The 21261-nt window shown below is 49.8% G+C and carries 18 protein-coding genes; 6 read left to right on the top strand and 12 right to left on the bottom strand.

The window, feature by feature from the left end; translation table 11 throughout:
* Positions 1–86: 86 nt before the first annotated feature.
* Positions 87–1496, bottom strand: a complete 1410-nt coding sequence (locus ACR0KN_RS20550; RefSeq protein WP_480656166.1) for a hypothetical protein — start codon at positions 1494–1496, stop codon at positions 87–89.
* A 21-nt stretch (positions 1497–1517) separates the two neighbouring features.
* Positions 1518–2123, bottom strand: a complete 606-nt coding sequence (locus tag ACR0KN_RS20545; protein ID WP_480656164.1) for a polysaccharide biosynthesis/export family protein — start codon at positions 2121–2123, stop codon at positions 1518–1520.
* A gap of 300 nt (positions 2124–2423) precedes the next feature.
* Between ACR0KN_RS20545 and ACR0KN_RS20540 the strand changes: the two genes are divergently transcribed.
* Positions 2424–2618, top strand: a complete 195-nt coding sequence (locus ACR0KN_RS20540) for a hypothetical protein (RefSeq protein ID WP_480656162.1) — start codon at positions 2424–2426, stop codon at positions 2616–2618.
* Positions 2619–2655: 37 nt separating this feature from the next.
* On the opposite strand, the gene ACR0KN_RS20535 is transcribed toward ACR0KN_RS20540, so the two are convergent.
* Entirely contained in the window at positions 2656–5097 is a 2442-nt protein-coding gene (locus ACR0KN_RS20535) for a tetratricopeptide repeat protein (RefSeq protein ID WP_480656160.1), read from the bottom strand.
* A gap of 128 nt (positions 5098–5225) precedes the next feature.
* Entirely contained in the window at positions 5226–5918 is a 693-nt protein-coding gene (locus ACR0KN_RS20530; RefSeq protein ID WP_480656158.1) for a sugar transferase, read from the bottom strand.
* 743 nt (positions 5919–6661) lie between these two features.
* Here ACR0KN_RS20530 and ACR0KN_RS20525 point away from each other — a divergent pair.
* From ACR0KN_RS20525 to ACR0KN_RS20515, 3 genes are read left to right on the top strand one after another with little or no spacing between them, the layout of a single operon-like run.
* A complete protein-coding gene (locus ACR0KN_RS20525) occupies positions 6662–7831 on the top strand; it encodes an ExeA family protein (RefSeq protein ID WP_480656156.1) in 1170 nt (389 codons plus the stop codon).
* Positions 7828–9387, top strand: coding sequence for a GumC family protein (locus ACR0KN_RS20520; RefSeq protein WP_480656154.1), 1560 nt, complete (start codon positions 7828–7830; stop codon positions 9385–9387). The genes ACR0KN_RS20525 and ACR0KN_RS20520 overlap by 4 nt, the downstream gene beginning before the upstream one ends.
* 13 nt (positions 9388–9400) lie before the next feature.
* Positions 9401–10237 (top strand): CpsD/CapB family tyrosine-protein kinase, encoded by an 837-nt coding sequence (locus tag ACR0KN_RS20515; protein WP_480656152.1) that lies wholly within the window; start codon positions 9401–9403, stop codon positions 10235–10237.
* On the opposite strand, the gene ACR0KN_RS20510 is transcribed toward ACR0KN_RS20515, so the two are convergent.
* From ACR0KN_RS20510 to ACR0KN_RS20500, 3 genes are all read right to left on the bottom strand, one after another.
* Positions 10231–10683: a hypothetical protein gene (locus tag ACR0KN_RS20510; protein ID WP_480656150.1), complete on the bottom strand. Its 453-nt coding sequence runs from the start codon at positions 10681–10683 to the stop codon at positions 10231–10233. The two genes, ACR0KN_RS20515 and ACR0KN_RS20510, sit on opposite strands and share 7 nt — an antisense overlap.
* 19 nt (positions 10684–10702) lie before the next feature.
* Positions 10703–11083, bottom strand: coding sequence for a hypothetical protein (locus tag ACR0KN_RS20505; RefSeq protein ID WP_480656148.1), 381 nt, complete (start codon positions 11081–11083; stop codon positions 10703–10705).
* Between the two features lie 415 nt (positions 11084–11498).
* Positions 11499–12266 carry a WecB/TagA/CpsF family glycosyltransferase gene (locus ACR0KN_RS20500; RefSeq protein ID WP_480656146.1) on the bottom strand — a complete coding sequence of 256 codons (768 nt, stop codon included), beginning with the start codon at positions 12264–12266 and terminating at the stop codon, positions 11499–11501.
* A gap of 179 nt (positions 12267–12445) precedes the next feature.
* Here ACR0KN_RS20500 and ACR0KN_RS20495 point away from each other — a divergent pair, with 179 nt between their 5' ends.
* Positions 12446–13318, top strand: coding sequence for a glycosyltransferase family 2 protein (locus ACR0KN_RS20495; RefSeq protein ID WP_480656144.1), 873 nt, complete (start codon positions 12446–12448; stop codon positions 13316–13318).
* Between the two features lie 5 nt (positions 13319–13323).
* Entirely contained in the window at positions 13324–14328 is a 1005-nt protein-coding gene (gene galE / locus ACR0KN_RS20490; protein ID WP_480656142.1) for a UDP-glucose 4-epimerase GalE, read from the top strand.
* Positions 14329–14379: 51 nt separating this feature from the next.
* Here the strand turns inward: galE and epsE are convergent, their stop codons facing one another.
* The 5 genes from epsE to ACR0KN_RS20465 all read right to left on the bottom strand — a co-directional run bounded on the left by epsE (position 14380) and on the right by ACR0KN_RS20465 (position 21258).
* Positions 14380–15579: an exopolysaccharide biosynthesis GT4 family glycosyltransferase EpsE gene (gene epsE / locus ACR0KN_RS20485; RefSeq protein WP_480656140.1), complete on the bottom strand. Its 1200-nt coding sequence runs from the start codon at positions 15577–15579 to the stop codon at positions 14380–14382.
* Complete coding sequence (locus tag ACR0KN_RS20480) at positions 15576–16913, bottom strand: glycosyltransferase family 4 protein (protein ID WP_480656138.1); 1338 nt, start codon at positions 16911–16913, stop codon at positions 15576–15578. Before ACR0KN_RS20480 ends, epsE begins: the two co-directional genes overlap by 4 nt.
* A 72-nt stretch (positions 16914–16985) precedes the next feature.
* Positions 16986–17981, bottom strand: coding sequence for a polysaccharide deacetylase family protein (locus ACR0KN_RS20475; RefSeq protein WP_480656136.1), 996 nt, complete (start codon positions 17979–17981; stop codon positions 16986–16988).
* The gene (locus tag ACR0KN_RS20470; protein ID WP_480656134.1) at positions 17978–19186 is read right to left on the bottom strand and encodes a glycosyltransferase family 4 protein; all 1209 of its coding nucleotides are present in this window, start codon (positions 19184–19186) and stop codon (positions 17978–17980) included. The genes ACR0KN_RS20475 and ACR0KN_RS20470 overlap by 4 nt, the downstream gene beginning before the upstream one ends.
* Before the next feature lie 239 nt (positions 19187–19425).
* Positions 19426–21258 carry an ArnT family glycosyltransferase gene (locus ACR0KN_RS20465; RefSeq protein ID WP_480656132.1) on the bottom strand — a complete coding sequence of 611 codons (1833 nt, stop codon included), beginning with the start codon at positions 21256–21258 and terminating at the stop codon, positions 19426–19428.
* Positions 21259–21261: the final 3 nt, after the last annotated feature.

The raw sequence follows: 21261 nt of genomic DNA, 5'->3' as shown, positions 1-21261 counted from the left end.
CTTTTTAAACCGGTGATGCCGGGGTGCTATTAGACTAGTCTCTGATTAAGAGGAAAAACTGTGATTTCATTCTAGCGCTGTTTAAACTATGGTCTCCAAGCAAAGTCCCTCCCAATCTGAAAAAACACCAAGGGGCTGGTGGCTCGGCCAAGCCCTTCTTCATCACGCACGCTGTAGTTCACGCCTGCATTGACGATCCATTCAGACTCGAGTTCATGGCTATATACGGCATTTAAGTCTGTCCGCTCTACGCGGGGGTCGACCTCTGTAGAATCGGTCAGTATTTGAGTTGCACCCAGCCCAAAGCGTGAAGATGGACCAAGACCCCAGATATAGCCGATATCTAGAATATACTCGTCGCGGAAGACATCATCACTGGTGATGACAACGTCTCTGTCGAAGAAAATTCGAAGCTCGTTTTCTCCAAATTCATTGGAGTATGTCAGCGACCCGATCGGTTCTGTTTTTCCACCATCTGTATGTGCAACACCCAAGCTGGCCGAGAGCTCAGCACCGAGTACTACGAGGCGGCGACCGACACGGAATGAATTGAGGCGTCCGGCCAGCGCCAACTCACTTTCAGCATCGAAAAACACTGCGCCATTGGGTAGATCATACTCGGCACCAAATCCTCCGATGAGGCCATCGGTAGAGTCGTCGCCAGAAAGTTCTCGCTCATCGATATCCACGTACCCTAACGCGAAGTCCAACCGCAACCGTTCGGTGACTTCCTGAGACAACCCAAAAACAATATCTTTGGTTTTCCGGTCAGTCTGATCCGGGTTATCTTCTTCGTATCGCTCTGCGCTGATATCAATCGCTGCAGTTGTGACCGGCGACAAGATAAAGCCAATGCCCGCACCGCCGCTAATTACATCAGTATCGAATAGATCCGGACTTGTCTGATCTAAGTAGTCAAGATTCTGCGTGTCTATGCGGAAATAATAGTTGACCAAATCCTGACGCCCAAAGTCCATTTGGAAGGAAAAGAGTAACTCTCTGCGAGTCCCGTCGCCCGTTAAATCATCGAAATCAGAAGGTAAATCGACTACACCGTCTTCATCTATGAAGTCATTAAGTGATCGAAAAAGACCTATATCATAGCTTGAAAAGTCGAGGCCAAGGTCGAGACCAGCGTTGGCTCCGTCTCGAATGTAACCAAAGTCAAAGATGGAGTCACCGATATCAACTTCGCTGCCTCGATCTGGCAGATCGCTAAACCGCAAAGCGGTAACAGCATCCAAGCTCAGGCTCTGTATGGGAGTTTCACTCGATAGCCCAAAGGATAGGATTGTCGAAGCAATTGATCCATGACCCTGTTCGGGGACATCAAGCGTTAAGTTGCGACCTGTTTCAAAACGCTGGGCGATGCCGAGGGTCATTTGCGGCCCACCGGGCTCCAACTCAACGCCCTGAGCGATTGCACGGTTGCCTGTATTTACCGACATACAAACAGCACCACAAAGTGCTGTTTGCAAACCAAGCTTTAGTTTCACTGCCCTGCCCCTTTTAAGGGGTTATTCGAACAAGCGCCGTTGCGGGATTACAATCACATCACCGTCAACCAGCCTCGTCGATCCCCCTGTTCCTGTGCCGTCCAACATCGCATCATAGTCAAACTGGTAAACAGTTTCCTTACCTGCGCTGTCTGTACGACGTAGCATTATCCGTTTTGTGGCGGCGAATCTAGAAAATCCACCCATCTCGCCGAAGAATTGAAAAAGTGTTGTACCACGCACAGGAGCGTGCCTGCCGGGCGATCCAGCTTCGCCGATGACATATACATCGATCGTCGTTGGCGGGAGCGGCGCAACCGGTACATTGAGGGCTGCTAAGGATACAAAGACGTTGGGGGACGAGGCGAAATTAGGTGCTAAGCGTTGTGTCAGGTCATTTGTGACCTGCTCGACGCTCCGACCGCGCGCAACGATTGTTCCAGCCAGTGGCACATTGATACGACCATCCGGACGCACCAGGACCGAACGATTGAGCCCCGCATCTTCCAAAACTTCAATCTGCAAAGTATCGCCAGAACGAATGCGGTAATCGCTCTGCGCGTCTGCCGGAACTGTGCCAACAAGTCCGACAACAAGTGCAACGAGTAGCGCCAAAATAGGTTTCATCGTAAAATCTCTTCCGTTTTTACCCAGTTTGAACAGGGTCCTCTCAGCAGTGTTGATAGGTTTTGGCTTCCTCGGAGTAGACAGCGAATGAAGCGCACCCTAGCTGTCGTATTTTGCCGGGTTTCCGTTCAAAACGCTACGTTTTCTTGAAGTTGGGGGGCTTTTTCTTAAGAAAATAGTCATCAGAAAGTATTTGCGGGGTTAGCACCGGATCATTGTCCACAACCTGGGCGTAATTTTGTCACATTTTCTCTTTTATTGATAATTGAAGCTGACGGTATTTACACAATTCTACCTAACTTGGAGCGTATTGTAGCGATAGGCATGATTTTTCCCGGTGTATTGATCGGCCTTGGTTTTGCTGTAACTACTCTTTCGTCGGGAATACCGCTTTGGCTAGCATCGGTCGTTTACGTTGGAACCGGTGGCTTAGGGGTTCTGGGTGGCGTCGCCTTTCTGCTCATACGGACGGCAGATAAAGATGCCGCGATGTAATCAAACGTGGTTTCCCAGCATTCCTGAGCTTAGATGCTTATTGGTCTGATGTTTCTTCATTCTGCAATTTGGTCAGAAGTTCCTGTAAACGCTCCAACTGCGGAAAGCTTTTCTGGTCAGCCAGATTCATTGCTTGTGCAAGGGCAATACGTGCATCTTCGGTGCGTCCAAGGGCGAAATAGGCTTCACCCAAATGGTATTGTACGATAGCGTCCTCAGGCAACCCAGCGGCGGCCCGTTCCAGATAGGGTAGAGCTTCGGCGTGATTGCCGCGGCGGAAAGCGATCCAGCCATAGGTGTCTTGAAACGCAGGCATATCAGAACTGCGCAATCGCCGGGCGATTGTATAGGCGCGAGACAAGCTTTCTTCGTCTGTACGGTGCGTCGTGATAAGACTGGCCAGATTGTTGACTACAATCAGGTTATGGCTACCGATTGCATAGAGCGCTTGATAGGTTTCAATAGCGCCGTCGATATCGCCGATCCGCTCTTGATGCCCAGCCAGTAACATTCGTGGAAGAAGCGCGTTGGGTGCAGATGCAATGGCGGCTTCAATGATTTCAATGGCGTCTTCCGGCCTCTCTTGCTGCACCAATATCCGAACAATCTGGCGTAAGGGTCCGGGCGCTGCAGGAGAGGCCGTCAGGAGTTGGCGATAAATGGACTCTGCGACCGATAGATTGTTGTCTAATTCATGCAAACCAGCTTCAATAAAACGCAGTTCGACATTGTCCGGATCCTCCAATAGTCTTTCGCTCAACAATATACGTGCAGCGTCGATTTTGTTGTCACGCACCAGCGTTGCAATCAAACTGGCCAAGGCCATGTTGTTGGTTCGGGTGGTCTCGGAGAGAGCTTCCAGAAAGGTGATTGCTTCTTCTGTACGCTGTTGCCCTAATAAAAGTGCGGCTTGAATACGGTCGGCCTCAGCAACTGATGTCGGTGTATCAATTGATCTGAGACGCCATACCATTCGCGTTACCTGATCCCAGTTTTGTTTCTCAAGCTGAACCTCGGCCATACGCGCGATCAAAGCTATATGGTTGGGCGAGAAGCGCAGCGCATCATCCAGAGCTGCCTCGGCTGTATCAGCCTTGTCATGCTCAAGCAGATAATTCACATAGCGTAGCGTTTCGGTCGGCGCCCGCCCTGACACTTCGACCGCCAGGGCGTAACGCTCACCCGCTAGCTCATACGCGCCGGCTCTTTCATGCGCCAGGCCCATCAAAGTCATGAGATCCGGGTCACGTGGAGCTCCGGCCTGCGCAGTGCGCAGTGTTAGGATAGCGTCTTCCGGCTGATCGTCCTCGATTTGCCAGGAGGCCCGCATTTTCAATGCATCAACATGCCCCGGGGTGTCCGATAGAGCTTCCTCAACCTGTGTTTTTGCTTCGGCTATATTCCCACTACTGACCAACATGCGGGCCAGCATTATTTTGAGGCCCGAAGTCTCCTCCGAAGGTTCGGCCCCGTCCAGGAGGGCGCGCATATTTGTGATGGCTGTCTCGGTTTCTCCGATTTCATAAACAACCGCAGCCCGGGTGGCTTGAAACACCCGCTCTTCCGGGTGATCGACGATCAGTTGGTCCAGCTCATCCTTGGCGCTGTTGTTACCTTTTGTGCGGCGCAGAAACTCCACGACCTGAAGTTTTTCATCTATATTGGCTTCGGGGGTAGCGGCTTGTTCGCGCAGGAAGGTTTCGGCAGTCTCCAGCTTGCCCTGCCCCATATACCAGGACAACAAGGACTGACGCATTTGCGGGTCGCGCGGGAATTGGAGCAGCGCTGCCTTCAATGCCTCTTCGATTCCCTCTGGATTAGGGTGCTGGTTTAGAATCTGCAGCTTGATAATGTGAAAATCATAGACCTGTGGCAAATGTGCGAGGGCGGTATTAACATCCGTGAGCGCCTGATCCGAGGCGCCACGGGTCATCGCATGATGGATCAACAAGCGCCATGCCAGCGGGTTTTCGGGCTCTTGCTCAGAACGCGCTCGGGCCACTTCAACGGCCTGAGCCGCAGCCTGCGTGTCCCCGGCCAGCGAAGCAGCCCGATAATCAAGAACTGCATTCAGAAAGATCACATCCCGATCCTCCGGTGCTAGTTCCTGTGCCACGCGACCGTGACGTTCGGCTTCTTCCCACGCGTCGAGTTCAAGCGCCAGCCGGGTCAGCTCAACCTGTGCTTCAAGTAAATCGGGTTCCTGTTCGGCCAAGCGCAGATATTGGCTGCTCGCCTCCCGTGATTTCCCCTCTTCAGCCAAAGTACGAGCATAAACCAGCCGTCCATTCTGGTGCTCTCCGTCGAATTTCAATACGTTGCGGAGTTCAACTAAAGCGCGCTCTTTGTCACCTTCTTGGAGCAATACCAGAGCCGTCTGATAATGACGTTCGGCGCGTTCTTTTGAATCTTCACATCCAGCCAGTAGCAGAGTCAGACTCAGAACAAGAAAAGCATAGATGAAAGAGAAGCGGCGCAAAATTAAATTCCCTGTCCGGATGAATCCGCCGATATCTTATGGTATTTCACTGGAAACACCAGTAAAGCTGATCGCTTAGATAAAGGGCTTACACAGGCTAACTCACAGCGCTCGAAATGCGAGGCGGATCAGTATCCGGTACCACGCAGCACAACACCAACTGTTGCGAATATAATGCGCAGATCAGTGCGCAAAGACAGTTGTCCCGCATATGAAGTATCAAAATCGGCACGGCTGGCAAAGCTGCTGGTATTGCGCTGAGATATCTGCCACAGACCAGTCAGCCCAGGGCGCATAGAATAGTACGCTTCCCCCGAGTATAGATTTTTTTGCTCCGGCATCATTGGGCGTGGGCCAACAAGACTCATCTCACCTGTCAAAACATTCCAAAGCTGCGGCAGTTCATCCAATGATGTCTTACGGATGAACTGACCAGTTTTTGTAATACGCGGATCGTTCTTGAGTTTCTGGGTTTCGTCCCATTCCCGCTTTGCGACAGGATCTCGTTCTAAGTGGTCTGCCAGCAAAACATGCGCATTAGGGATCATACTGCGCAGCTTCCACATGGTGAATTCTTTGCCATTACGGCCAATACGCGTTTGGCCATAGAGTGGATTGTTTCCATCTCGTGCAACAAGCAGCGTCAAAAACAACAGAGTTGGCAGGACAACCGGCAAGGCCAGCAGTACTAGCGCAACATCAAGGATACGCTTGAAGAAATTCGAGTAAACGCTCACCAGCTGCAAGCGATTTACTCCTCGTTCAACCTGCATATTAACAGGCGATGATTTTCTTGGAATATCAGTATATTGAACTGTCACTTTTTAACTTTCAAACATCTGAGCCACGACGGGCTCATAATTCGTTACAACACACCCAGCAGCAATCGCACCTGCCTGAGGCCGCCCCAAAAACAGGGCCCCAACTATGGCAGAAGCTTTACTCTGCCACATTGTTAACACATTCGCAGCCGGGTCTACAAATGATCAGTGCTTGAAACCTAAAAATTCCGGAGAATTCCAGACATACGGCATTCTGAGGGTGCTGAATGTTTCATCTTCGCGGCCATTGAGTCGTATAGATTGGCATTGGCGCTCATTCGGAGACAGAAGAGGGGGCAGAAATACAAGTGTGATTCTCTATTGTCTCCAATTCTAACACAAACCAATTTAGCTGTCTTATTAGATGATGTTTGCAGATAGTCTCCACGGTGTGTCTAAATGGATATACCTCGCTCGCAAGATGTCCAATCTAACGAGCGCCCCAAGCCAAACTTTTATCTAGTGATAGGTGAAAATGGATGTAAGGCACTGAATGTAATAAAGAATGATTTTGGATAATTGCAACCATCTGCCAATGTCCTGCTGACATCGCTAAGCTTTACTACGGCAGACTGCCCTGAGCTTTTCACCAAATACCAATCAAAAACCATGGCTGGTTGAAGTGAGCCACTATTATAAAGTTATTGTGCATTCGGAGGATTGCTTAGCTGTGCGCGTCTACAGGCTGGCTGCGTGGCTCTACCAAGTATTGAAGCAGTATATATATAGAGATGAGACTCTTAATGGCTAAATTATACCGTCAGGATCAGAAGTGGAGCCAGCCTGGCAAGGAAGATAAACCAATGTCTCAGAATCCATCCTCCAAGGCGACTGGAAAGCTATTGTTTCTAAAACGCCGCTGGCGACAGGATCAGGAAGTTGAGACTGCTGCTGCAAAACCATCTTCGCCACGGGCTCTGCAAGATGCACAGATCTCGTCCTCTACGTTCAATCAGTCTGCAGCATCTCCCGAAAATGCAGATGCTTCGACAGATCAGACGAATTCATTGACCAACCATATGCCCACAGAACAATTCAGCCGTCCGGCGGCGGCAAGCTCTCTTGATCTCTATACCGAGCATTTCAACCTGAAAGAGCGGCCCTTTTCGCTCCTGCCGGATCCGGACTTTCTGTATTGGTCCACACCGCACCAGAAGGCCTACACCATGTTGGAATATGGCATTCTGACTCGCGCGCCGATCACCTTGATCACCGGCGAGGTTGGGGCGGGAAAGACCACGTTGTTGCAACATCTTCTAAAATCCGTCGGCAATGATGTGAAGATAGGCTTGATCTCTAACGCCCATGGGGATCGCGGAGAGTTGCTGCGTTGGGTTTTGATGGCACTCGATCAGCCGGTAGAACCGCAAGCCAGCTATGTAGACCTTTTCGCGACGTTTCAGACCTATCTGATTGAGGAATATGCTAGGGGCCACAGGGTCATTTTGATTTTTGACGAGGCTCAGAACCTAAGTGCAGATGCCCTCGAGGAGTTGCGGATGTTTACCAATATCAACTCCAATAAGGACGAACTGCTGCAGTTGGTTCTGGTCGGGCAACCAGAGCTTCGTGACATCGTCCGCAGGCCAGAATTGCGCCAATTTGCACAACGGGTGGCGTCAAGTTTTCATCTCGACGCGATGGATGCCTCCACCTTGCGCAAATATGTCGGGCATCGACTGGAGGTAGCCGGCGCTGAGCGCAACCTGTTCAGCCCAAGCGCGACCAAACTTGTCCATGAAATGACCGGAGGTATTCCACGCCTCGTCAATCAGCTTTGTGATCTTGCCATGGTATATGCATTTACCCGAGGGCATAGAAATGTCACACGTATCACTGTTCAGAGAGTTCTGGATGACGGGGCCTTTTTTGCAGCCAGCCTGCCCGGAAACGAAAGTGATTTAACACTATGATGAATGAGTTCCGCTTCTATCTGGCGCTTTTTCTGCGGCGACTGCATTATCTGATCTTTATAGTCATTACCTGTGCTGTTGCAGGTGTGGTACTCGCCTTCACGATGCCGTCTGTTTACCGGGCAGAAGCCACGCTAGTAGTAGAGTCACCACAAATCCCCGGTGAATTGGCCTCATCCACTGTTCAGGCTGGTATCGTCGAAATTCTTGAAGTCATTCAGCGCCAGATGCTGACACGCGCCAACCTTCTGGATCTGGCGCAGCGCTTCAGTGTATATGCGGATCAGCCAGATATGACTCCGGATGCCATCGTCCGTGACATGCGGGAGCGTATCAATATTGATTTGCCGCTGCATGGTTTCCGAAATCGCGCATCCTTTGTGACTGTTTCCTTTGACGCACCTACAGGCCAGATGTCATCACAAGTTACGAATGAGTTGGTCACACAGATTTTGCAACAAAACGTTGCTCTGCGTACCAGTGCGACAAGTCAGACCTTGGATTTTTTCGTTCAGGAGGTCGCCCGTTTGGACGGAGAACTCGCGGAGCAGGCGGCTAAAGTGCTAGAGTTTCAAGAAGCAAACAAGAATGCTCTTCCAGACAGCCTCGCATATCGTCGCAATCGTCAGTCTTCACTACAGGAGCGCATTCTACAGCTAGACCGCGAGCTATCCGGACTGCAGGATAGAAGGGCTCGCCTTGTAGAGATTTTTGAGCGTACCGGCCGTGCCGACATTTTAGGAGAAAGTCTAACTCCTGAGCAACGTCGATTGAGACAGCTTCAAGATGAACTGGCATCAGCGCTGGTGATCTACTCTTCTGAAAATCCGCGGATAAAATCCCTTGAAGCTCAGATTGCCGCTTTAGAAAGCGCAAACATCAAGCTAGGATTGGGCACCGAAACTGCGCCCAACATCACTACCTTTGAATTGCAGATTTCGGATATTGATGGGCAAATCCGCTTTATTGAAGAAGAGAAAACTATTATTGACAGGGAGTTGGAGCTTCTAAACAGCTCTATCGAAAAAACACCTACGAATGCAATTACGCTGGGAACACTTGAGCGCGACTATGAAAACCTCCAATTTCAATATGCTCAAGCGACTGCATCCTTGGCCGAAGCGCGCACAGGTGACCAGATCGAAGCTCAGTCGCGTGGCCAGCGTATTACAGTGACTGAACACGCTGTCGTTCCCACCAAGCCCGCAGATCCAAATCGTAAACTAATTGCAGCTGCTAGCGTTGCGGGAGGGGTTACTCTGGCTATTGGGGTTTTTGCGTTTCTGGAAATTCTCAATAGTACGATCCGTCGACCGGTAGAGTTGGAGCGACGGTTAAACGTAACCGCCTTTGGTGCCATTCCCTACATGCAGACACCGGGTCAGGCCGTAATTCGACGTGCCTTTATTGTTTTTGTCGTCATGTTACCAGTTTTCGTCGTGGGGATTGGCATCTACCTGCTACATACTTATTACACGCCGATTGACTTGTTGGCCGAAAAAATCTTCGACCAGCTGGGGCTTGAAGCCGTGCTGCGTAGACTCGGCCTCAGCTAAGGGAAGCGACACTATGGAACGTATTCAGTCGGCGATTCAGAAAGCTCGGGCGAGCAGGCAGGATAAGACAGCGGCTCCATCAGCACTGCGCGAGAATGATGTGCTAGAAGCACCGATGCAATCTGCGGATGTTCAACCGGATGTTTCAACGCTCTGGGGAAAGCTTCCAGAACTAAAAGTCAACAGTCGGGCATTGGAAAAGGCCCGCATCATTGTCGATCTGGTCACGCATGATGCAGGCCCTTTTGATACGCTCCGCACCCGCCTTCTGCACCAAATGAAAACAAATAAATGGCGTCGGGTCGCCATTACCTCACCAGGGGCAAGTTGTGGCAAGACCACCCTTAGCCTTAATCTGGCTTTCAGTCTGGCCCGCCGGCGCGATCTCAAGACCATGTTGTTTGATCTCGATATGCGCCGCCCGGCCATCGCCAAGGTTTTGAACATTCCTCAACCCTCTAACTTTGCTGAAGTGTTGAAACTGAAAGCAGCCGCCGAAGAGCATATGGTGTGCTATGATAAAAGGCTGATCTTTGCCCCTAATCACGCACCGGTGCCGTGCTCCGCAGAGCTGTTGCAAGAACGTGAGACTAGCTGGGTGATCGACCGGCTTGAAGAACGCTATAAGCCGGATTTGATGATTTTTGACACTCCGCCCATGCTGGCGTGTGATGATGCCTATGCATTCTTTGATCAGGTGGATTGTGTGATGTTGGTGGCGGCGGCCGAAAGCACCACAACGGAAGAGTTGGAAAAATGTGAACGCGAGATTGCTGGGCGCACCAATCTTCTGGGGATCACACTCAACAAATGCCGTTATCTCGATAAGGCGGACAGCTACGGTTATTGATCTGTTAGCTTAACCTTCAACTGCATTTTTAGTTCAGGCTGCGATAGTTCACCCTCAAGAAAATAATTTACACGCATTCCCGTCTGGGTGATCCCCTCCGCATCAAAATTATGCGTTTGATTCCGCAACCCATGACGTGTCCATCCAACTATACCCGCCTCTGCATCATAATGTATCGTATCGTACCAAGGCGCGGACCAATAAAGCAGCGGATCGTACTGTGCGTTACGTCCAATCGCATCATAATCGATCTGCGCAAGCTGCATTTGCCCTGAAGCATCTGCCGAATATGAGCGTGTCTGATGCGCAGGGAAATCAACTGAAAGGATTGCCGGTGCACTGCATTGCACCCCATTCCATGCAATCACAGCGATATCCACACGTGATGTTTGACGCTTGGTCACCGAATATGGATCGTGCCAAGTGACAGTAATATCCGCACGCATATTGCCCGTGCCTTGGGGTCTAATCCTGACTTTCTCTGGGTCCCCACGCAACAATAACCAATGGAAACTGAGTTCTCGCCCGTTTGGATCTCTGGTTCCTGACGCAGAGAGTGTAATTTTTTTCATATTCCAGGCCACGCCATAAACGGGCGATCGCTGAGGGTGTAGTGAAGAGTCGTTCCGAGAGCCCTGCCAAACCTGCTGAGGCACCAAAACCCTCTTCTAGTACCCGCAAGCGAACCATCGGCGGAATATCTTCTGGCTTTAAAGCAGCTGCAAAAGAGACCATTTGCTCGGGCAATAACTTCGTCTCATCAAACACGCTCGGATGAGCTGCAGATCCAAGATAGGATTTGGGTCCATACAATCCCTTTTGTGTGCGCCGCAACACCATCTGCATTGTAGGTCCGAGCAATTTATTAGCTTCAAGTCTGCTACGCGTTTCGGGCGTAAGGGCAGCTAGTGCCAGCGCCAACAGGTCGGCAGGCAGCAGAGAATGTTGCCGATCACGGTTGTCATAAAGGACGCCCTGCAAGCCCGCAGCTTGCCCACGTGCAGCAGCACTGCTGCATTGTCTGTTACTTCAGCGCTTACAACCGAAACATTTGAATCGAGATCCGGTAGAGACAGTTCGGGCGCTATCCAGCCAAAAACACTAATTTGAATAAGATCATCCGGTTCAAGCTGCAGCTCGGCTGCCCAGACTTCTGGGGCCGAAAAAATCAGGGATATTCCAACTATGAAAGCGGCTCATCGATGTTGATACCTGTGCCTTCCGATACAATGTTGCGCAATATTGAAACCCTTAAAAGAGATCATCGGTTCCGACCTGCCATCCGAGCCTCACGAACCAAACCCGGCATGATCAGGATACACTTCCAATAACGCCCTACTAGTCGCCTAGGATTGCTCAACATACGCCACACCCATTCAAGCGCCAGCGCCCGTATCCATTTGGGTGCACGAGTCTGGTTGCCGGCGATGAAATCAAGCCCTGCACCGATCGAGACAAATCCGCAACCAGGGGCATGTTTGCGACCTTCAACCGCCAATAGTTCCTGCTTGGGTGCCCCTAGGGCCAGAAAGCACAGTTGCGCTCCAGACTGTCGAATTGTCTCAAGATAAGAAACGGCATCAGCCCCCTGAGGATCAAATCCAAAGGGCGGGGCAATCTGTTCGACCACACGCAACCCTGGGTATTTGGTGCTCAATTGCTGTGTAGCCCTATCAAGCGTTTCAGGTGTGGTTCCCAAAAACGCCACAGACACATTATCGTGGGCGGCCATTTCAGCCAGAGGTTCTATCAACTCGGACCCCGGCATCAATTCAACCTCGCGTCCCGCCATCCGCGATAGCCACACGATCGGGTTTCCATCCGCCACAATATGACTATGTGCTTTATAAGACTGGAAGAAATCAGGATTGCTGCGCATCTTTACAATGTGGTCAAGATTCAATGTCGCAAGTGCGAACCCCTGACCTCTCTGCCAGTGCTCCTGAATGCTTTTTAGCAATCCGGCACGTTCAGGGAAGTTTACAAGATCCAGCACTTTGGCCGTATGCCGCATGTCTGTCTTGCTCATTGCCGCTTCACTCATACAGGCTACCAGTGACAGAATTAGAAACTCAATTTCTTCCTTGATGCGCGAGCACCCGTTCATTGTCTATAGTGCTTTGCAAGTAGGGGAAACTCTGGCATCACAGCACCGGTGTTTCAGGCAATTTTTTTGTGATGATGTAAATGCGTGTTTTGGACGAGCCAGTGTCTGATCTATCTCCTGCGGAGAACGATGCTCTGCCACCACTTTGCATCATAATCGCGGCTCATAATGAAGAGGACTATATTGGCGCATGCCTGAATGCGCTTTTGCTTCAGGATGAAAGTGCCGGTCCGGTTCATATCATTGTTGCCGCCAATGCCTGCACTGATCAAACTGGGCCGATAGTCCTTGGTAATCAGTCTCGATTTACTGAGCGCAACTGGCGACTGGAGCTTTTGGACATTCCAACTCCGGGGAAGCTAAGCGCTTTCAATGAGGCAGATGTGCTTGCAGGCCGGTTCGTTGGTGGCGCGCGAATTTATCTGGATGCCGATGTGATTTGCGATCCGGGCCTCATCGGACAGTTGCGCAAGGCCCTTTCGCCCTCAAACGCAGTCTACGCCACGGGGACTCTGCGGGTCAGTCGCGCCCACAGCTGGGTTACACGGCGCTATGCCGACCTCTGGATATGCCTTCCGTTCGTACAAGCCGGAGCCGTAGGAGCGGGCCTTTTCGCGGTCAATGCGGCTGGTCGGACGCGGTGGGGGAAATTCCCTGATATCATTTCGGATGACACTTTTGTGCGGCTGAACTTCAGTCCGGCTGAACGTATTGAGGTATCTGCCTGCTACCATTGGCCCATGGTCGAAGGACTGCGCAATCTGATCCGGGTACGCAGACGCCAGGATGCCGGCGTCGAAGAAGTGAAGCGCCTCTTTCCTGATCTCATTCAAAACGATGACAAGGCCCGGTTGACCAAACCTGCGCTGCTGAGGCTGGCTCTACAAAAACCGATTGGCTTTGTGATTTATGTTCTAGTACATTTGACGGTCCGTCTGCAACCAGGTGGCACAGAGTGGACACGAGGAAGATAACAGCTATGGAGCAACATATCCTACTCACCGGCGGGGCCGGTTTCATTGGGTCACATACGTATGTTGCCCTAGTGGAGGCCGGTTATCAGGTCACGATCCTCGACAATTTCGAGAACGCACAAAGGGATGTGCCTGAGCGGCTTGAGCAGATCACCGGCAAACCGGTTCCTGTGTTGGAATGTGATATCCGGGACGCGGATGCTCTGCGGGCGGGGTTTCATAAGCAAAATTTTGATGCTGTAGTACATTTTGCTGCTCTCAAAAGCGTTCCTGAGAGCGAGAATGATCCGCTAAGATATTATCAGACAAATTGTGCAGGGCTGTTGAATGTCACCCAAGAGATGCGCACTCATGGGGTGAACAAAATAGTATTTTCTTCCAGCGCCGCCATTTACGGCACCCCTTCAGAGGTACCTACCCCCGAGGAGTGTTCTCCTGCACCTGAAAGTAACTATGCCCGTACCAAGCTTCTTGGCGAAGAGATTATAAAGGCTCTCAACAGCGCCCACCCGAACTTTGTAGCAGGTATCCTGCGGTATTTTAACCCAGTTGGCGCACACCGCTCTGGTTTAATTGGTGAGGACCCTAGTCAGCCTCCAACCAATCTCGTGCCGGTCATTGGCAAAGTCGCACTTGGCAAACTAGACGAGCTGAATATCTTCGGAGGGGCTTACCCTACTCCAGACGGAACCGGTATCCGCGACTACATCCATGTAGAGGATTTGGCCCGCGGGCATGTGCTGTCGTTAAACACTCTACTTAAAGATGGTACAGGGCACTGCGTCAATCTAGGCACTGGCACCGGTCATAGTGTGCTTGAAGTCCTTCGCACCTACGAAAAAATTTCTGGCCTAACTATTCCCTACAAAATCACGGGTTCGCGCCCAGGCGATGTTCCTGTCTCTTGTGCGGCCACTGCAAGGGCCGAAAAACTATTGAGGTTTGAAGCGCGCTACGGATTAGTGGAAATGTGTGAAAGCAGTTGGAGATTCATGAAGACCATTTTGTAATTTAGAATATAGTTAAATTTTTTACTACAAATTTTTATAAGTATAATACAATTATGAAACCAAACTGGACAATACTTCTGCACTACGGACCGCACTGAATTGTGTCTCTATTTTTTGCTGTGCTCTAACACCAAGAGAGGTTCTTAATTCCGAGGAATTCATCACGGCTAGCATAGCTTTTGCAAGTGCATCAGCTTGCCTTGGAGGCACCAGAAGGCCGTCAACTCGGTCTTCAATTAGCTCCGCAACTCCACCAGCATTTGTGCCGATCGTAGGCAGCCCACAAGCCATAGCCTCCATATAAGCGACTCCAAGCGGCTCATGTAGACTGGCCAATACGAACCCATCACTGTTTTGTAGATGTTTCAGTACATCGCTTTGCGGGATTGCGCCTAGAAGTGTAATCCAATCGTGCATAGCATGCTTGTCTAGTTCATGTTCCAATACTTGCCTATACCCAGCCCCCCCTTGTTCATCTTCACCTGCGATGCAGATGTGAAATTTTAATCTTGGGTGTTGTTCTCGAATAAGACGTACCGCTTCAAATAGCGTGTCAAAGCCCTTAACTTTGTTGAGGCGCGCGCAGCAAAACCAGCGAAACAGCTCACTTTTTGAGCGAGCGGTGGCCTGGGCGGGGGTGAAGGTCGACACATCGACGCCCATAGGAACAACATGTATCTTATCCACTGCATCGGGGACTTCTTTATGAGCGTCTTTATAAAGCTTTTGCGTAATCACAAAACCAAATGCGGCGTCACGCCATTTATATGGATGGTTAACACCATAATCCGAGAAGGGTCCGTGTAGTACTAAGCTATAGGAAAGCCCGTAGAGCTTATGACAAAAAGCAGCCAATAAAGCAGATGCGGCGCAAGAGTGTACATGCAGATGGTCTACACCCTGCCTCGCGCACATTTTCCCTAGTTTTAGCGCCATGAAAATGAGACCCCAACTACGTATCGACGACATTAACAATCGGGCTTCCTTGTCCTGAAAAAGCCGAAGCAGTCTTTTGCTCTGAATTATGAGAGTGCCAACGTCGCTAATTTTGAGTGGGTAGAGATACTTTGGGTTAGTATAACGCACCCATTCATGTTGAACCGGCTGCGGAGGAAGGCGGGTGCTGATAACGGTTGTCTCGAACCCATACTTATCACCCAAACAGCAAATTTCCCTCCAGAAGAAAGAATGTGTTTGCCCGGGAAACTCTGGTATCAAAAATCCAACCTTTAGTCTTTTGGTTTCGATCATAGTCTACCCCTGTTTTCTCGGATATTTTGTCTCAATGCTTCTTCAGCAAAAGAAAACATGGTCGATCGCTTCCCAAGGTGCCAATTATAAATCTCAGCGATTTGGTTCGCTTTTTGTGGCCAAGTGAACGCACTGTTGACATAATCGCGACCTTCTCTTCCAGTTCTAGCAACTAAGTCAGGATCAGATATCAGTAATCGCAGCTTTTCCCGAAAAGCCTGAATTATTTCTTCCCGTGACCCTAGTGGGACCGAGAACCCAGCGGTTAGCTTAACCAGTTCAGATGGGCCAGCATAATCTATGATGAGTGGGGCAAGACCCAAGGCCATGGCTTCGAGCACGACTCCTCCGCCGAATTCTCGTATTGATGGGAACGTCAGCAAGGCACATTGAGCTGCAACATCTTGCACTTTTTCATGTTCGAGCCAACCATGGAAAGTCACTGAATCAAGTAGGTGCTCTCGTTTGCAATAGGCTTTGAGCTTTGGCATAAGCGGACCATCACCAATCATGTCCAGCTTAAGTTTTTTGTTTCTCAAGTGAGGCTTGGCAGCTTCAAGTAGCATATCTGGGCCTTTGTAGGGCACCATCCGACCAATGAAGCAGGCGCGCATTGGCCCTCCTGCTGCAGGCGCTTGTAATTGTTTGGAAAATCTATCGGGGTTAATCCCATTTTCAGGTAAATAAACGCACTTGCTTTGATATCTCTTAGGTACCTCACTCTTTGTGTGTTTAGACGCCACTATGATAGTGCTTGCATACTTGAGTGTTGCCGTGTGCCCCGGTAAAATCTTATAGATACCACGAACATAGGATAGCCATTCTTTTTCGCTTCGTCGCTCTGAATCAAAACATTTGGGCCAAGGAACCCCACCATTCAAAGGTCCAAGTATAAATGGTACGCCTGCTTTATGACACCTTTTGGCCATCAAGCTGGGAGCTGTGGGGGAAAGAGGGGTAATTCTGTGGACAACGTCAAAGTCTCCTCCCCGTATTTGCGCGCCAAATTCTTTCCATACTAGATGTTCAAAATAAGGGTAAGCTATAGATGTTATTGCAGAAAGTGTTGTCCATCCCTTGCCTTCCCCCATACGTAAGGATGAGCCCAGCTTCCATAATGGTCGCAACAAGGTTTCAGAATCGATCGCCGTAAAGTCTCGGCCCTCGACCATGCCGCTTTTTAAAATAGCGGTCCGGTTACGTATATGTGTAACTAAATGAATCCGTGCGACATCTCTCAAGGCGTTGGAAAGAGACCATCCCACCAGCGGGACACTAACCCAATCGGGGTTGGCGGCTTCTGCAATTACAAGAACACGGGGTCTCGTTAGCATACACTTAAGTCTTCATTGTTCCATTTAGATGTACAGGATTTTTCTCCTATTTGACTATCATCAGTCATCCAGTCACCATCCTATTAGGCGCAATTTTAGTCTGTCCGAGTGATCATATCTACCGATTGCCAAGCGCGATAAACTGTAAGGCTCGGCATTTCTAGCGGATAAGCAGTTGTCCAGAACAGTAGCAGACGCAAAACCAGCCTTGGCAACAATTGATCGCACCGCGGTGTTATGGTTACCATTGGGATAAGCGAAGTGTTTGATTTCCTGCCCGGTCCATTCCCGTAGCAATCGGCGGGATTGAGTTATGCTGGTCTCGGCTTCTTCAATCTGAATTTGGTCTAAAAGATTATGGCAATCGCTATGTGCACCGATAGTGACATTAGGGTTAGCGGCAAGCTCCTTTAACTGGATTCTGTTTAGTGGCTGCAGCAAGGTCACCTCAGAGTTAGGTGACCCAGCTTGGTGAAGAATGTTCACACACAGTTCTTCGCGCCTAGCAGGAGATATTGCCTTAAGATCTTCTAGAATTTCAGAGATAGCTTGCCAGCGCACGGGGTTGCTTCGCGCCCCAGTTTTTTTAGGTGCAGAATACTTTCTCAAACCCTCTTGTCGCATGTCTATTTCGAATCCAGAAGAGTTTTGCAGTGCGTTAATTAACCGGTCAAACCAATAAGGTTTGCCAGATTTGATTTGGGCAGTAGCGATGTAGAGCGTCACAGGTAATTCTTCGCGGCGAAGGATTGGAAGCAAATGTGTATGCAGACCAATATCGCCATCGTCAAAAGTCAAGACGGCCTGCGGACGAGCAGACACTCTCGGTCCTGCCAAAGCCTGATCCAAGCTAACAATGTCGTAACAGCGCCGTAGAAGCTGAATGTGTTGTTTAAAATCTCCAACGCGTAATACTGTCCAAGCATCAAAAGCTTCATGATCTGCTCCAAGGGTATGATAACACAAGATAGTAATTGGACTGCTGCGCATTACTTGACGCCGCAAGACATAGTGAACCGGTGTTGAACTAAGCACAGAGAAAGCAGCGGTCCGGAACAACTTTTTCATTTTGCGGCCTCTAAAAACAATTCCTGCAACTTTGCTACTTCAGTTTCAATACTGTGGTGTTCGCGCACGTGTCTGCGTCCCAGTGCTCCCATTTTGGCAAGAGCTTCCGGTGGTGCCTCCAGTATGTTCTGCATGGCGATCGCGAGCGCCTCGTGATCGCCTGCGGGTACTAAGTAGCCGCTCAGCCCATCCTTAATCAATTCAGGGATACCAGCTACATAGGTAGAGATCACCGGTCGAGCCTGCGCCATAGCTTCCATCACGACAACCGGCATACCCTCGATAAAGCTGGGTTGTACTAGAGTGTAACTATTACGAATTTCTACCACAACCTGTTCAGGTGTAATCCACCCACTGATCCGTACGGCATGACTTATACCGAGGCGGTGAATACATTTTTCAATGTCGCTACGCATTTCACCGTCGCCAACTAGGATTAGTTTGGCCTCAGGGTGCTTTTCAAGAACTGCGCGAAAAGCCGGCAACAGTACCAAATGCCCCTTTTCAGGACTAAGTCGAGCAATACATAAAAAAATCGGAGAGGTTACAGCGGCCAAAGCTTTCTCGCCCTCGAAAGACCGAGCTTCAAGCCCACAATGAATAATTTTGATTTTGGGCCACAAATCCGGGTCAATGTAGCGCATTATCTGACTGCGGGTATACGCGCTGACAGTGACAACGGCACTAGCGTCAAAAATTTTGTGTTGAAATCCTAACTTGTCAGCGTTTTCGGTTTCGTCCATTCCATGAGCGGTAAAGCTGTAAGTTGGACCTCCCAAAGTTCGAAGCAATAGAGCGATCGCTGCTGGGTTTGTCCCAAAATGGGCATGTAAATGTGAAACAGGGTTTTTATCTAGCCATAGCTTGAGTTGGCATGCATGCCCTAAATAAGCAAACTGATATATCCAAGATCGGGTTGCATTTTGCGCGAGTAGAAACGTCATCCTCAAGGCTTTCCAGAAAGCCTTAGGTCTTTTTATAGCCACCTTGAGAATAGCAATACCTATGAAAGATATACCCCGACGCAGCGTATAGCGAGTTTTCGTCTGTTCCAGTTGACTCGCACTATCTACCGCATCGTCGTCCCAACCACGTATCGAAAAGCGCTCAACCTCGAAACCTTGGCGCTCCATCTCATGGATTTCACGCAAAATAAAAGTATGGCTAACTTTCGGATAGTGATTTGTTAGGTATGCAACACGCACAATATCTCTCCAAAATTGAAGATAGCAATAGGGGCAGCGATGTAAGTCTCAGACACACAGCTCAAGAGCATTGCGAATACAAGTCTCCCCATCTGAATTACCCAACCACTCAATTTAGTAAGCGCATACATGCTTACACTAGATCGTACGCATTAGTTGACATCCGGATGATCAGAAATCTTGAATATTTGGGGGCACCGCAATTCAGGAAGGTCGGAACCTGATGTTCAAGGCTAAACCTAACATTGAAAAATCGTAACTGACCGTTCAAGATATAATGTCTTTTTGGCTTCGAAGGTTTGCAGAATATGGCATTGTTCAACAACTGTCCGATAATACTCCCGCAATAACGCCGGAGAAACTTCCGTCAAAATATTATCCAGATCCCGGACAACAAAAATTGTGAAGCCCTTGTTTTGCCAGTGTTCAAGTCTCCACTCGTCCTTTTGAAGTGGCCAGCTGTGAGCTTTGACTTCATATGTGATACCATCCTCATCAACGTTCTCAAGCCCAAACATGACGGTCGGTGCGTTGACAAAAAACACAGCTTGCGAATCCAAGTTCTCGGTTTCGCGTTCATCGGCCATTGCTGGCAATTCGACGTTGTACTTTGCCGCAAGTCGTTTCAGGCGCTGAATTTCCATCGCTTTAGCTTGAGTGTGTTGCTGTAGTTTCAATGGCTGGGAGGTTAGTATCCGTTCCTCCTTAAAGTTGTCATTAAGGTATGTTTCCAGATCCTTGGTAAGTGGGGTTGTCAAAGCTTGATTTACGACGACACCAGCCCCGAGCACAGACAGCAGAGTCGAAAGCCCCCCCACACCCAGCGCTGCGAGGCGTAAGCTCCGGTTGGTTTTGGCGGCCGCACCAAGGATGAGACATCCGAGCAGCAAAAAACCAGCAAAATTAGCGATCCATAGGTGTTCTGGCTGCCGGGAGCCCACAAGGTAAGCAGTTACAACGCTGCTAACTATCAGTGCCCCCCAAATTGCCCAAAGCACGTCGCGGTTAGGAATGGGGATCGTTTTTCTGGCCAACAATGCAAGCGGTGTCAGAAAGACGAGCACAGCCATAACGGGGTTTAAGCCCCAATAGAGATCGACCGACCGCACTACCAACGTAGATAATCCGACAAGAACACTTTCAGTCTCTTGAATTGACATTACGGATTGGATTTTCTGGTAGTCGAGGAAGTTATTTAGATCCAATAAAATGCCAACATTCAAGATGGGCCACAGGATCAGAACGACAAGCCCTACCCGCCAGGCTGACGCCAGACATTGCCGCGAGCCCTCGCGCAATAGCAAGACAATAACCCAGCCTACGGCCAGCGGCCCCAATATGAAAACAGCGGATTGCTTGAAGCTGACCGCTAGGGTCACGCTTGTCCCCGCCAACAAATCCCAGCGTCCCGGTTGTTGCGCTTCGACACGCCTCCACAGGCAGTAGAAAACGGCGACAACAGTTACCGCAAGAGCGCTGTCACCCTTTGCGATGTGTGCCATGAACACCCCAAGAGGGAACAGGGCTCCCATTAAGCCGACCCAAAATGCCACCCTCGGCTCTAATTTTGCTTGGCGTGCGAAAGCGAAAAATAATGGCGCCATTAGCGCGCTAATTGCTGCAGTCACGTATCGGGCCGTCACGTAAAACAGAGTGGGGTCATCAAAATACGCCGCTCGAAATTCGCCAGGGCTGCTCCACAAATCAGCCAACAAGCCAAACCCAAACAGCCCAATCAAAGCCACTGCATTGACGTAGTTAATGAGTGGTGGATAAAAATGCTGGTCAGGGACCAATTGCCCGGTTAGGACTTTGGCTGCAAAGTTTATTCGTTCGTCACCGTGAAGGTACCCGTAGTCCGACCCGCTTACCCTCAAAGCCAGCGCTATCAGATAAAGACATATACTGACCACAATAAGAACAGACTTTTCATCGATTTTTTTTTTAAACATGTCACCAATCGTACCCAAGTTTTTTGAACAGCTACAATGAATTTGGTTTGTACCAAAGTTTGGCGTTTGTCGACCTTCTCTGCCGCCAACAATATGAAACAAAGCAATGAAGTAGCACATGGA

It is taken from the genome of Ruegeria sp. AP7 (assembly GCF_056539905.1).
Note: the sequence above shows the minus strand (reverse complement) of the source record. Positions and strands in the feature narration are given on the sequence as shown.

Coding starts and splice junctions, on each gene's coding strand:
- galE (WP_480656142.1), top strand. CDS start 13,324: ATGGAGCAACATATCCTACTCACCGGCGGGGCCGGTTTCATTGGGTCA.
- epsE (WP_480656140.1), bottom strand. CDS start 15,579: ATGATCGAAACCAAAAGACTAAAGGTTGGATTTTTGATACCAGAGTTT.
- ACR0KN_RS20475 (WP_480656136.1), bottom strand. CDS start 17,981: ATGAAAAAGTTGTTCCGGACCGCTGCTTTCTCTGTGCTTAGTTCAACA.
- ACR0KN_RS20480 (WP_480656138.1), bottom strand. CDS start 16,913: ATGCTAACGAGACCCCGTGTTCTTGTAATTGCAGAAGCCGCCAACCCC.
- ACR0KN_RS20510 (WP_480656150.1), bottom strand. CDS start 10,683: ATGCGTGCGGATATTACTGTCACTTGGCACGATCCATATTCGGTGACC.
- ACR0KN_RS20515 (WP_480656152.1), top strand. CDS start 9,401: ATGGAACGTATTCAGTCGGCGATTCAGAAAGCTCGGGCGAGCAGGCAG.
- ACR0KN_RS20525 (WP_480656156.1), top strand. CDS start 6,662: ATGGCTAAATTATACCGTCAGGATCAGAAGTGGAGCCAGCCTGGCAAG.
- ACR0KN_RS20520 (WP_480656154.1), top strand. CDS start 7,828: ATGATGAATGAGTTCCGCTTCTATCTGGCGCTTTTTCTGCGGCGACTG.
- ACR0KN_RS20465 (WP_480656132.1), bottom strand. CDS start 21,258: ATGTGCTACTTCATTGCTTTGTTTCATATTGTTGGCGGCAGAGAAGGT.
- ACR0KN_RS20505 (WP_480656148.1), bottom strand. CDS start 11,083: ATGCAGATGGTGTTGCGGCGCACACAAAAGGGATTGTATGGACCCAAA.
- ACR0KN_RS20545 (WP_480656164.1), bottom strand. CDS start 2,123: ATGAAACCTATTTTGGCGCTACTCGTTGCACTTGTTGTCGGACTTGTT.
- ACR0KN_RS20500 (WP_480656146.1), bottom strand. CDS start 12,266: ATGAGCAAGACAGACATGCGGCATACGGCCAAAGTGCTGGATCTTGTA.